Here is a 12,755-nt window from a genome sequence, read left to right as displayed (position 1 = left end):
CCGATGTCCGCCTCGACGCGCACACTCGTCCGCCCCGCCGTCCTGAGGACGCGCAAGGGACGGCTCGTCTACTGGTCGGTCCTCACCCTCTCGCTCGTCCTGTTCACGGTGGCCTTCATCGTGCCCCTGTACTGGGCCGCGACCGGCGCCATGAAGTCGTCCACGGAGCTGGCGCAGAACCCGCCCACGTACGTCCCCGAGAGCTGGCACCCCGAGAACTACACGAAGGCATGGCGGGAGATGGACCTCTCCCGCTACTTCCTCAACACGGTCGTCCTGGCGGGCGGCGCCTGGCTGGTGCAGCTCGCGGTGCAGATCCCGGCCGCCTACGCGCTCTCCAAGCTGCGCCCGCGGTTCGGGAACGTGGTGCTCGGCCTGATGCTCGTGACGCTGATGATGCCCGCCACCGCGCTCCTCGTGCCGGTCTACCTCACCGTCGTGGACGTCCCCCTGTTCAACCGGAACCTGATCAACAGCCCCAGCGCGATCTGGCTGCCCGCCGCCGCCAACGCCTTCAACATCTACATCCTGAAGAACTTCTTCGACCGGATCCCCGACGAGCTCCTCGACGCGGCGAAGGTGGACGGCGCGGGGCCGCTGACGACGATGTGGCGCGTGGTGCTTCCGCTGGCCCGGCCGATCATCGCCGTGGTCTCCATCCTCTCCATCGTCACGGCCTGGAAGGACTTCCTCTGGCCGCTGCTCGTGCTGCCCGACCCGGCACAGCAACCGCTGAGCGTCTTCCTCCAGCGCGTCGCCCAGGACACCCCGCTCAACAGCCTGGTGGCGGGGCTCGTGATGGCCTCGCTGCCCCTGGTCGCCCTGTTCCTCGTCTTCCAGCGGCACATCATCGCCGGGCTCGGCGCCGGCAGCCTCAAGGGCTGAGCTCTCCGGAGCACGTCTTCGGAGCACGTACGAAAGGACTCCCCTTGCCCAGCACGGAGTGGTGGCGCAGCGCTGCCATCTATCAGGTGTACGTCCGCTCCTTCTCGGACGGCAACGGCGACGGCACCGGCGACCTGGCCGGTGTCCGGGCCCGCCTGCCCTATCTGGCGGAACTGGGCGTGGACGCCCTGTGGTTCACCCCGTGGTACCTGTCGCCGCTCGCCGACGGCGGCTACGACGTCGCCGACTACCGCACCATCGACCCGGCGTTCGGCAGCCTCGGCGAGGCCGAGAAGCTGATCGCCGAGGCCCGGGAGCTCGGCCTGCGCTGCATCGTGGACGTCGTGCCGAACCACGTGTCCGACCAGCACGAATGGTTCAAGGCGGCGCTGGCGGCGGGGCCCGGCTCACCGGAGCGGGAGCTGTTCCACTTCCGGCCCCACTCGCCGGAGCCGCCCAACGACTGGGTGGGCGAGTTCGGCGGGGTGCCGTGGTCCCGCACCGAGGACGGCGAGTGGTACCTCCACCTCTTCGCGCCCGAGCAGCCCGACCTCAACTGGAGCCACCCGAAGGTCCGTCAGGAGCACGAGGACGTGCTGCGCTTCTGGTTCGAGCGCGGCGCCGCGGGGGTGCGCATCGACTCGGCGGCGCTGCTCGCCAAGGCCGCTGGGCTGCCCTCGATGGACCGGGACCGCCCGCACCCCTTCCACGACCGGCCCGAGCTGCACGACATCTACCGCTCCTGGCGGCGGATCGCCGACGAGTACGGCGCGGCGCTGATCGGCGAGATCTGGCTGCCGGACGCGGAGCGGTTCGCCCGCTACCTGCGCCCGGACGAGCTGCACACCGCCTTCAACTTCGACTTCCTGTCCCGGCCCTGGGACCCGGCGCAGCTGTGGGAGTCGATCGACCTGACGCTCACCACGCACGCCCCGGTCGGCGCGCCCGCCACCTGGGTCCTCGCCAACCACGACGTGACCCGCACGGTCACGCGCTACGGACGGGCCGACGACACCGGCTTCGCCTTCGAACGCAAACGGTTCGGCGTCCCCACCGACCTGGAGCTCGGCACCCGCAGGGCGCGGGCCGCGGCCCTGCTCACCCTGGCGCTGCCCGGCTCGCTCTACCTCTACCAGGGCGAGGAGCTGGGGCTGCCCGAGGCGGAGATCCCCCGGGACCGCATCCAGGACCCGATGCACGCGCGGTCGGGCGGCATCGACCCGGGCCGGGACGGCTGCCGGGTGCCGCTGCCCTGGGACGACGCGCCGGGGCGGAGCTGGCTGCCGGTGCCGCCGGACTGGTCCGGGTACGCGGCCGAGCACCAGGCCCACGAGCCGGACTCGATGCTCTCCCTGTACCGCACGGCGCTGCGGCTGCGGGGTGCCTTCACCGAGGCGGGACCGCTGCGCCGACTGCGCGCGGACGAGCCGCGGGTGCTGTCCTTCGCGCGCACCTCCGGGCGGGACGGCGCCACCTTGATCTGTCTGGTCAACTTCGGACCCGACGACGCGGCGCTGCCCGCGGACACCGAACTCCTGCTGGCCAGCGGTCCCTTGTCCCCGCGGGGGCGGTTGCCGCAGGACACCGCGGTCTGGCTGCGGGCCGCCTGAGCGCCCGCAGCCGGACCGCACACCCCCCACGGCTTCACATCCCCACTCCCCCCACTCCCCCCACCGAAGGGAATGTCATGAGCACCACAAAGCGCCCCAGAAGCACACCACGCAGCAGGCGCCTGATCGCCACGGCGCTCGGCCTCGGCCTCGGCCTGGCGACGGCGGGACTCGTGCCCGCCACGGCCAACGGCGCCACCGGTGCCACGCGCTCCACCGCGGCGGAGCGCGGCGCGGACGTGCCGTACACCGAGTACGAGGCGGAGGACGGAACGTACGAGGGCACGCTCCTGGAGGCGGAGTCCACCCGCCCCTTCGGCCACACCAACTTCGCCACGGAGTCCTCGGGCCGCAAGTCGGTGCGGCTCGACTCGACGGGCCAGCACGTCGAGTTCACCTCGAAGACCGCCACCAACTCCATCGTCGTACGCAACTCCATACCGGACGCCCCGGGCGGCGGCGGCCAGGAGAAGACGCTCAGCCTGTACGCCGACGGCACGTTCGTGCAGAAGGTGACGCTGTCCTCCAAGCACAGCTGGCTGTACGGGAGCACCGACGACCCGGAGGGTCTGACCAACCGGCCGGGCGGCGACGCGCGACGGCTCTTCGACGAGTCGCACGCCCTCCTGAAGGACTCGTATCCACAGGGCACCAAGTTCCGGCTGCAGCGCGACGCCGATGACGACGCCGCGTTCTACGTCGTCGACCTGGTCGACCTGGAACAGGTCGCGCCGCCCGCCGCGAAGCCCGCCGAGTGCACCTCCATCACCGAGTACGGCGCGAAGCCCGACGACGGCGAGGACGACACGAAGGCCATCCAGGCGGCCGTCACCGCCGACCAGAAGGGCGAGATCGAGTGCGTGTGGATCCCGGCGGGGCGGTGGCGCCAGGAGCAGAAGATCCTCACCGTCGACCCGAAGTACCCGGGCAGCCCGTACAACCAGGTCGGCATCCGTGACGTCACGATCCGCGGCGCGGGCATGTGGCACTCCCAGCTCTACACGCTGACCCCGCCCCAGGACGCGGGCGGCATCAACCATCCGCACGAGGGCAACTTCGGCTTCGACATCGACGACAACACGCAGATCTCCGACGTCGCCATCTTCGGCTCCGGCACGATCCGCGGCGGGGACGGCGGCCAGGAGGGCGGGGTCGGCCTCAACGGCCGCTTCGGCAAGAACACCAGGATCAAGAACGTCTGGATCGAGCACGCCAACGTCGCCGCCTGGGTCGGCCGCGACTACGGCAACATCCCCGACCTGTGGAACCCGGGCGACGGCCTGGAGTTCAGCGGCATGCGCATCCGCAACACCTACGCGGACGGCGTGAACTTCTCCAACGGCACGCGCAACTCCACCGTGTCGAACTCCTCGTTCCGCAACACCGGGGACGACGCCCTCGCCGTATGGGCCAACAAGTACGTGAAGGACCCGTCGACGGACATCGGCCACGACAACTCCTTCACGGGCAACACCGTCCAACTCCCCTGGCGCGCCAATGGAATCGCGGTCTACGGCGGCTACGGCAACAAGATCGAGAACAACCTGGTCTCCGACACGATGAACTACCCCGGCATCATGCTCGCCACCGACCACGACCCGCTGCCCTTCTCCGGGCAGACGCTGATCGCCAACAACGGCCTGTACCGCACGGGCGGCGCGTTCTGGGGCGAGCAGCAGGAGTTCGGCGCCATCACCCTCTTCGCGCAGGGCCAGAACATCCCGGGCGTCACCATCCGGGACACCGACATCCACGACTCGACGTACGACGGCATCCAGTTCAAGTCGGGCGGCGGCGCCACACCCGACGTGAAGATCGACAACGTCAGGATCTCCAAGTCCAACAACGGCGCGGGCGTGCGCGCCCACGGCGGGGCCCGCGGCAACGCGGCGCTCTGCAACGTGACGATCACGGACTCGGCCGACGGCGACGTGCTCGTCGAGCCCGGATCCCAGTTCGCGGTGAAGGAGGGCTGCGCCGCCAAGTAGCCCGTCCGTCCGGAGCTCCGCCGGGGGCCGTGGGTCCCCGGCGGAGCTTTTCACGGCCCGCCTCAGCAGGTCGTGTCGGCGCGGACCCGCTTCAGGCCGATGAGGTAGTCGTCCACCGCGTCCTCGACGCAGGCGTTGCTGCGGCCGTAGGCGGTGTGGCCGAGGCCGTCGTACGTGAGGAGCATGCCGCCGGGGAGCTGGTGGGCCAGGCTCCGCGCCTCCTCGTACGGGGTGGCGGGGTCGCCCGTGGTGCCGACGACCAGGACCGGGGGCACGCCGTCGGCCTCGACGCGGTGCGGGCGTGCGGTGCCAGCGGGCCAGTTCTTGCAGGGGAGTTCGTCGACGACGCTCGATGTGCCGTAGACACCCGCACGCTTCTCGGCGGCGCCGAGCGCCTTCCAGTAGGGGCCCGCGGTGCGCGGATGCGGTACGTCCAGGCAGCTGACGGCGACGATGGCCTCGTCGTCGTTCTCCGCCGAGCGGGCGCCGCGTGCGGCCCGGCGGCTCGCGCCCGCCGTGGCCGGGTCGTCGGACTCCGCCAGCGCGGCGAGCTCCGTCCCGTCCCCCTCCCCCGCCGCGGCCAACGCGCTCGACAGGTCCTTCCAGTCGTCCTCCGGGCTGTACATCGCGGCCGTCACGACATCCAGGAGCGTGCGGGAATCCACCTCGTACGCGTCCTCGTCCGTGACCGGCAGCGGCTCGCGGGCCGTCTGCTCGTACAGGTCTTCGAGCAGCTCCGAGATCTCCTCCGGAGTCGAGCCGGGGCAGTCGTCACCCACGATGTCCGCGCAGTACTCGGCGTAGTCGTCGACGGCCCTGCGGAACCCCGTGCCCTGGCTCAGCGCGCGCTGCCGCCAGTCCAGGGACGGGTCGACCCCGCCGTCCAGGACGAGGGCGCGGACGCGGTCCGGGAACTGTTCGGCGTACGACGTCCCGAGGCTCGTGCCGTACGACCAGCCGAGGTAGGTCAGCTTCCGGTCGCCGAGGGCCGCGCGCAGGACGTCCATGTCACGGGCGGCGTCCTCGGTCCCGACGTGCGGCAGGACGGCGCGGCTGCTCCGCACACAGGCGGCCGCCTCTCCGTCGGCGTCCGCCAGGGCACGGGCGCGTTCGGGGCCGGTGCGAGGGGTGATCGGCTCGGGGCCCTCGTCCCCCTCTTCCTCTTCTTGGTCGGTCTCCTCGTCGTCCGTCTCCGCGCACTTCACCGCCGGGCTGCTGCCCCCGACGCCCCTCGGGTCGAAGGAGACGATGTCGAAGCGGGCGCGCACCGCGTCGCCGAAGGCGTCGCCGCCGTCCGCCTTCAGGTCGCTCACACCGGAGGCTCCCGGGCCGCCGGGGTTGTAGACGAGCGAGCCGATGCGCCGGTCCGGATCGTCGGCGGCCGCCTTCACCACCGGCAGGACGAACGTCTTGCCGTTCGCCGGGTGCACGTAGTCCCGCGGAACGGTCAGGCGCGCGCAACGCAGCCCGTCGCCGCACGCCTTCCAGGTGAGCTCCTGCCCGTAGAACCGCTCGAGCTCGGGCCGCCGGTTCCCGGCCGCTTCCCCGCCCGCCCCGCCCGTCGTGCAGCCCGCGAGCAGGACGGCGGCGAGGGCCGCGGGGCCGAGGCGGAAGGGTCGGCGTCGTTGCAGGCCGGCGCGGTTCAACAGGGCTCCAAGGGTCGGTGCGTCGCACCCAGCTTGCCCGACCGCCGCCGCCGATGTCGGCCGTCCTCTCCCTGGCTGGTTTGCGTAGCCGATTGCGTAGTTCTACGGATGCCGGGGGCCGCCCGGCTTTGAGAGGGTGGACCAGGATGTATGCGCATCCATGGTGCGTGTGCAGGGCCATGGTGGAGCCGTGACCTGCTCCCCGTGCCGCATCCGCACCTCACCCGGACCGTCCCGAACTAGGAACACACCACATGGGCCCGCAGGGCGCGATCAGGAACCTCCACGCCCGCCCCCGCCACGAGATCCTGGCCGACATCCACAGGCTGGACGCCGAGCCGTACGGCAGGGCGCGCGGGGCCCGCGCCGAAGCGCTGGCCGACGAGGCCGCCGCCACCGGCGACCGCCCGCTGCTCGTGGCGGCGCTGACCCTCCTCGTCCACTCGTACAGCTTCGGTGCCGAGTGCGCCAGGACGTTCGAGCCCTTCGCACGGCTGCTGCGCCTGTACGACGAGCACCCGGCGGACTTCGGCGAGGACGACGTCCGCCGGGTGCACTGGATGTTCAAGTGGGTGGTGACCGACGCACGGCAGCAGCCCGACGTCCCGCTCGCCGAGGCCGAGGAGTGGCTGACCCGGATGCGGCGCCGGTACCGCGCCGCGGGGTACTCCGAACGGGCCGTGCATGTCAGCGAGTTCAGGCTCGCCCGGCATCTGGGCGACACGGCCCGCGCCGCCCGCGCGTACTCCGCGTGGACGGCGGCCGCGCGCGACGACATGGCCGACTGCCTCGCCTGCGAGTACGCGACGCAGGGCCTGCGCCAGCTGGACCTCGGCGACGACCGGGCGGCCCTGGAGGGGTGGGAGCCCGTCCTCGGCGGCACCCACAGCTGCCACCGCGAGCCGCACGAGACCCTCGCCCGGTCCCTGCTGCCCCTGGTGCGCGAGGACCGCACGGCCGAGGCCCGCGCCCACCATCTGCGCGGCTACCGGATGGCGCGCTCCGACGAGGCGTTCGGCCCCGCCATCGGGCTGCACGTCGAGTTCTGCGCGCTCACCGGCAACGAACCGCGCGGCCTGCGGATCCTCGCCGAGCAGAGCCGACGCTGGGCCGAGACGGGCGACCCGCTCGACCACCTGGAGTGGCTGGGGAGCGCCGCGCTGCTGATGCGCCGCCTGGTGGAGACGGGCCACGGCGAGCGCCCGGTGCCGGGGCCGCCGGGCGGCACGTGGACCGCGGCGACCCTCCTCGACCACGCCCGGGACACGACCCTGGACCTGGCGGACCGCTTCGACCGGCGCAACGGCACCACGGCGGTCTCCGACCGCGCCCGAGCACGCATGGCCGCACAGCCCCTCGTCGACGAACTGCCGTTGGGGACAAGGCCGTACGAGGCACCGCTGACGCCACCGACTCCCCTGCGGCCAAGCCCCCTTGACGGAGCGTCACGCTTTGCGGCCGTCGACCGGCTCTCGCCGCCCGAACGGGCCCGCCTGTGCCTGGCCCTCGCCCAGTCCCTGCCCCCCTCCGACGACGGGACCGGCCCGCAGGCGGAACGGCTCCTGATCGACGCCGCACGCTTCGCCGAGCTGCCCGGCGGGAGCCCGCACCTCGGCGCGCTGGCCCGGCTGCGGCTCGGCGGGCTCTACTGCGAGGCGGGCCGCCACGAGGACGCCGCGGCCGTCCTGGAGGGCGTACTGCCCGACCTCGGGGACGCCCACGAAGCCGACGACCGCACACAGGCCCACACCTGGCTCGCCCGCAGCTACCTCCGGCTGGAGGAACCCCGCCTGGCGGCCGAGCAGTTCATCCTCGCCGCCGACCTCGCGCGAGACTCCTCCGACGGGCCGTACGAGGCGTCCCTCACCCAGCAGGCCGCGCAGGCGCTGAGCCTGGCCGGACTGCGCGCGGAGGCCGCACGCGCCTACGAACGGGCCGAGGAGCTGTGGCGCGTCCTCGGCGAGCACGGCGCCCTGGTCCGCACGCTGCGGGCGCGGGCCTGGGAGACCCTGGCCGCGGAGGGACCGGCCGCGGCCGATGCGGTCATGGCCGAGGCCCTCGCCACCAACCGGCGCCGCGCCGAGGAGGCGGAACAGGACCCGGAGCGCACGGAACTGTGGGTCGAACTGGGCCGCACGCACGTCCAGTTGGGCCGCCTGGCGATGGAGCACGCCGACGGGCCGCCGCTCGCCGAGCGGGGCACCCATGAGCAGTACGCCGCCAACGTACGCGCCTTCGAGACCGCCCTCGGGCACGCGGAACGTGCCATCGAGGCATTGCGGGCCTGCGGCGGCCCCGGCCTCGCGGACCTGCACCCCGTCGAACTCCTCGCCGCACGCCTGGCGTTCGTGCTCGGACGCCGCGAGGAGGCGGCGGACCGGGCCCGGCGCCTGAGCGCCTCCGTGCGGGAACGCCCCGATCCCGACGGCACGTTGTCGACCCTCGCCGAGGAATGCGACCTCCTCGCCGGGGCGGGCAGCCCTGCGCCGCACGGCCCGCGCCCCGCTGCGGAAGCCCGACGCTCCCGCCCCTCAGCCACACGAGGACTGACCGGGCCCGACACCTGAGCACCGCCGTGGGCAAACGCCCGGATGCCGACGGCACGCTGGCGGCCCTCGCCAGGGGCGGACGGCCCCGCCCCGCTACGGAAACCCGACGCTCCCGCCCCGGGCCCCGACCCTCACCCGCACGAGGACTGACCGGGCCCGACGCCTGAGCACCGCCGTGCGCGAACGCCCCGATCACGACGGCACGTTGGCGGCCCTCGCCGGGGCGGGCGGTCCCGCCCCGCTACGGAAACCCGACGCCCCTGCTCCCGGCCCTCACTCGCACGAGGACTGAACGGGTCCGGGCCCGGGTCCAGGTCCAGGTCCGGCGGCACAGCGCGTCACCAGCGAGGCCAGGGCGGCGCGTGAGGCCACGCCCGTCTTGCGGTAGATGCGGCCGACATGGCTCTCGACCGTGCGCGTGCTGAGGCAGAGCCGTTCGGCCACGGCCTGGTTGGTGAGCCCCTCGGCGACCAGCCAGGAGATCTCACGCTCACGCGGCGTCAGGGATACGAACGGGTCCGCCGGTGCCGGCGAACCCGGCGCGGTCGAGGCGGGCGTCGGGAGGTGTGGCGCGGGGGCCGCGAGCGGAGCGGGTGGCCGGGTCGTCGGCGTGCCGGGCCGCGCGGAGGAGGGCCACTGGCCGACGGAGCCTCCGCCCGCCCGGCCCTCTTCCCTCCGGCGCCGCCCCGCGTACTCCTGGCCGGCACCGCCTTGGTCCCGCCGTCCCCTGTCCGACCGGGCCGCCCGGGCCGCCACGTCGAGGAGCAGGCGCGCCCCGCCCGTCTCGGCGAGGCGGCGCCCCCGGCGAGCCATCGCGGCGGCTCGGGCGCCGTCCCCCGTGGCGGCCACGAAGGGCGCCCCGAGCAGCAGGCTCTGCGCCTCCCGCAGCACCGCCCCGACCCGCGCGCACTCGCGCGCCGCCTCGGTGAACGCCCGTGCCGCGGCAGCCTGTTCGCCGCGCCGCGCCGCGACAAGACCGGCGCTGCGCAGCGCCGCGCCCCGCTGGACGGGCAGGCCGAGCCGGTCCGCGTCGGCGAGCGCGCGGGCCGCCCAGTGCTCCGCGTCCATGACGTCCCCGGTGGCCAGCGCCGACGCGACGAGCAGCTCGAAGAAGTTGGGCCGCATCGAGGGCTGCACCCGGGAAAGATCGCAGTCGCCACCCGCGTCCAGCAGGACGTCCCGCACGCGGTACGGGTCACCGGCGCCCAGGGCCGCGTACGCGAGCAGGCACCGGGACACCGTCGCCCACCAGCCGTCCACCGTCCCCACCGTGGCAGCCGCCTCCTCGGCCGCGGCCAGCACGTCCGGGTCGCCCGCCGGGCGCGCCTGCATCAGGATCATGGCGCGGACGCCGCGGCTGAAGCCGAGGAGCTCACGACCGCCGAGGGCACCCGCGACCGCCACGGACTCGTCGGCCCACTCCAGGGCCTCGGCCACGCGTCCCGTCGTGAGGCGGGCGTACGCGCCGATGAGCAGCAGCTGCGACAGCGCGAAGGGGCGGCCGGTGCGCCGGGATATGTCGACGCCGCGTTCGGCGTGGCGCAGCGCGGCGGCGCAGTCGTCGAGGAACACCTCGCTCCACGCAAGGCGCACCAGGGACTCGCACTGTCCCGCGAGGTCGGCGTCGGTCGTCGCGTCGGTGAGCGCGGCAGCCTCGGCGGCGTGCCCGCGTGCCGTGGCGATCTCCCCCTCGTACGCCTCCCCCAGCGCGGACAGCGTCAGGACCTCCGCGACACCGAGCTCGTCGCCGCGCTCCCGGGCGTCGGCCAGGGCCTGCGCCAGCTCGTCGCGCACTTCGGGGTAGCGGTTGGCGAACAGGGCGCGGGCGCCCCACTCGACGACGAGGCCGGTGCGCTGGGCGGGCGCCGGTCCCGGCCGCCGGTCGAGTTCGCGGCGGAGCAGGGCGCCCGCCGCCGCGTACCGCCCCAGGTGACGCTCCATGAAGGCGCACTGCACGACGGCGGACGTGCGCAGCGCGTCCCCGCCCGCCGGGTCGGGGCGGTGTGCCGCGATCAGCCGGTGGAGGAGGTCCCTGCTCTCCTTGACGGCACCGGTCATGCCGAGTGCGGTCGCCCGCCTGAGCATCAACTCACTTCGGGTGTCGCAGTGTTCGGGCGTTTCGGGCAGGACGCGGAGGACGGCGCCGAGGAGCCGGGCGCAGACCGCGGGGGCGGTGGCGGCCGCCTGCTCGGCGGCCTCCGTGAGGATCGCGGCCGCCTTGGGGTCCCAGCGGGACAGGGACTCCTCGACGTGGTGGGCGCGGTCGGCGAGGGGTGCGCCGGTCCTGGTGAGTTCGGCGGCGGCCGCGCGGTGCAGCTCGTGGCGGCGCCAGGGGTCGACGGCGTCGCGCAGCCGGGCGCGCAGGAGCGGGTGGCGAGGGGCGAGGCACCGGGCCCGCCGGTCCGGCCTGAGCAGGTCTCGGTGGAGCAACTCGCGCAGCGCCGTGATGAGTTCACCCCGGTCGGCTCCGGTGACGGCGGCGATCAGGTCGGTGTTCGCGTGCTCGCCCAGCACCGCGACGGCCTCCACGGCGGCGCGCTCCAGCGGGGTCAGCGACGCGAGCTCGTCGAGGAGCGGCACCGCGTGGTCGCCACGGAGGAGGGCGAGGAAGTACAGCGGGTTTCCCTCGCTCGCCTCGTACAGCTCCGCGGCCCGCTCGCGCGGCGAACCGGCGACGAGCCGCCCGTCGCCCGCCTCGGCCGGTCCCGCCGCCCCTGCCGCCCCTGCCATCCCTGCCATCCCTGCCGCCCCTGCCATCCCTGCCGCCTCGGCCGCCGCTGCCAGCTCGCCCAGCTCCCGCCTGCCGAGCGGGCCGAGCGCGGTCCGCAGTACGGCCCCGGAGTCGCGCCCCCGCAGGAGAGCGGCGGACAGCGCGGACGAGGACTGCCGCTCGCGCCGGGCGACGGCCAGCAGGAAGGGGGCGCGCACGGGGTGACGTACGAGATGGTCGAGGAGCTCGACGGTCGTCTCGTCCGCCCAGTGCAGATCGTCGAGGACGACGACGAGGCCCCGCCCGCCCAGACCGCCGAGCGCCTCCGCGGTGTCCCGGCACAGGCCGAAGAGGTCCCCGGCGGCGTCCGCGGTCCCGTCGCCCCGCACGGCCGCGGGCAGCCCGGCCAGCGAGGGGAACGCGCTCCGTGCACGCGGGTCCAGCTCGGTGAAGGCGTCGGTGAACGGCCGCAGCGGATGCTCCCGCACCCTCTCCGAAGCCCTCCCCCGCAGCACGGTCACGCCCCGGGCCCGGGCCAGCGCCCCGAACTCGGCGAGCAGCCTGGTCTTGCCGATCCCCGGGTCCCCGACGACGTCGATGACGGTGGCGAGGGCTGGGACCGGGGCTGGGGCTGGGGCGGTGTCTGAGGCTGGGACGGTGTCTGGGGCTGGGACGGTGTCGACGTCCGCACCCATGTTCTCCAGGAGCGCTTCGAGGCGGCCGAGTTCAGCGGCCCTGCCCACGAACGGCGCCCGCTGCGTCTGCCCCGCCGGGCCTCCGGCCATCTCCACCACGTCCCGTCCCCACGTACCCACGTCCCCACATGGAGGCTCGTGGCCCCCTCGGTGACGTTGTACCGCACCGGTCCCGCGCGCGACGCGGCCCCGGATCTCAGTTCGCGCACAAGAAACGGAAGAAGATCTCGGTTCGGACACGACGCCCGCGAGGAACGGAACCTCCGCCCCCGCCACCGGCCGGATCTCCCGGGCACGGCGGAAGCGCTGGCCATGGGCGTACGCCTTGTCAGCCGGTCCCGGAACGGCCGTTACCCTAACCCCCGTCAGTAGTGCACCAAGAAGGGGTGGATCCGGTGGCGGACATCGAGGAAGCGCGCAAGACGTTCGAGCAGTTCGACGCGGACGGCGACGGCTTCATCACGGCGGCGGAGTGGAAGAGCGCCATGGCCAGGATGGGCGACTTCTACCAGACCGAGGCGGTGGCCGAGGCCGTGATCGCCGCGAAGGACAGCAACGCGGACAAGCGTCTCTCCTTCGACGAGTTCTGGGCGAGCCTGAACAAGTAGTCGACGCGGGAAGGGCCCGGCACACCAGGTGCGCCGGGCCCTTCTCCCGTATTCCGGCCCGGGG

Annotated in this window: 6 protein-coding genes and 1 pseudogene; 5 read left to right on the top strand and 2 right to left on the bottom strand. The window is 73.8% G+C overall.

Annotated features, from left to right (window positions below; genetic code table 11):
- The first annotated feature begins 3 nt into the window (after positions 1–3).
- From ABZV77_RS17180 to ABZV77_RS17170, 3 genes and pseudogenes are all read left to right on the top strand, one after another.
- The gene (locus tag ABZV77_RS17180) at positions 4–885 is read left to right on the top strand and encodes a carbohydrate ABC transporter permease (protein WP_356256851.1); all 882 of its coding nucleotides are present in this window, start codon (positions 4–6) and stop codon (positions 883–885) included.
- 44 nt (positions 886–929) lie between these two features.
- Positions 930–2,495, top strand: coding sequence for an alpha-amylase family glycosyl hydrolase (locus tag ABZV77_RS17175; RefSeq protein WP_356256848.1), 1,566 nt, complete (start codon positions 930–932; stop codon positions 2,493–2,495).
- Between the two features lie 227 nt (positions 2,496–2,722).
- Positions 2,723–4,483, top strand: a pseudogene (locus tag ABZV77_RS17170) (glycosyl hydrolase family 28-related protein); the annotation flags it as partial.
- A 62-nt stretch (positions 4,484–4,545) separates the two neighbouring features.
- On the opposite strand, the gene ABZV77_RS17165 reads toward ABZV77_RS17170, so the two are convergent.
- Positions 4,546–6,129: an alpha/beta hydrolase gene (locus ABZV77_RS17165; RefSeq protein WP_356256845.1), complete on the bottom strand. Its 1,584-nt coding sequence runs from the start codon at positions 6,127–6,129 to the stop codon at positions 4,546–4,548.
- 254 nt (positions 6,130–6,383) lie between these two features.
- Between ABZV77_RS17165 and ABZV77_RS17160 the strand changes: the two genes are divergently transcribed.
- Positions 6,384–8,696 carry a hypothetical protein gene (locus tag ABZV77_RS17160; protein WP_356256842.1) on the top strand — a complete coding sequence of 771 codons (2,313 nt, stop codon included), beginning with the start codon at positions 6,384–6,386 and terminating at the stop codon, positions 8,694–8,696.
- A 255-nt stretch (positions 8,697–8,951) separates the two neighbouring features.
- Here ABZV77_RS17160 and ABZV77_RS17155 read toward each other — a convergent pair whose 3' ends face one another.
- Complete coding sequence (locus ABZV77_RS17155; protein ID WP_356256839.1) at positions 8,952–12,203, bottom strand: AAA family ATPase; 3,252 nt, start codon at positions 12,201–12,203, stop codon at positions 8,952–8,954.
- Positions 12,204–12,478: 275 nt separating this feature from the next.
- Here ABZV77_RS17155 and ABZV77_RS17150 point away from each other — a divergent pair, with 275 nt between their 5' ends.
- On the top strand, positions 12,479–12,691 hold the full coding sequence (locus ABZV77_RS17150; RefSeq protein ID WP_356256836.1) for an EF-hand domain-containing protein: 213 nt from the start codon (positions 12,479–12,481) through the stop codon (positions 12,689–12,691).
- Positions 12,692–12,755 lie beyond the last annotated feature (64 nt).

The sequence above is a fragment of the Streptomyces sp. NPDC004732 genome (genome assembly GCF_040609235.1).
Lineage (GTDB): Bacteria > Actinomycetota > Actinomycetes > Streptomycetales > Streptomycetaceae > Streptomyces.
This window is presented reverse-complemented; position numbering and strand designations above follow the sequence as displayed.

What these genes read in the sequence shown, in the direction of transcription:
- ABZV77_RS17180 (WP_356256851.1), top strand. Translation starts at nt 4, where the DNA reads ATGTCCGCCTCGACGCGCACACTCGTCCGCCCCGCCGTCCTGAGGACG.
- ABZV77_RS17160 (WP_356256842.1), top strand. Translation starts at nt 6,384, where the DNA reads ATGGGCCCGCAGGGCGCGATCAGGAACCTCCACGCCCGCCCCCGCCAC.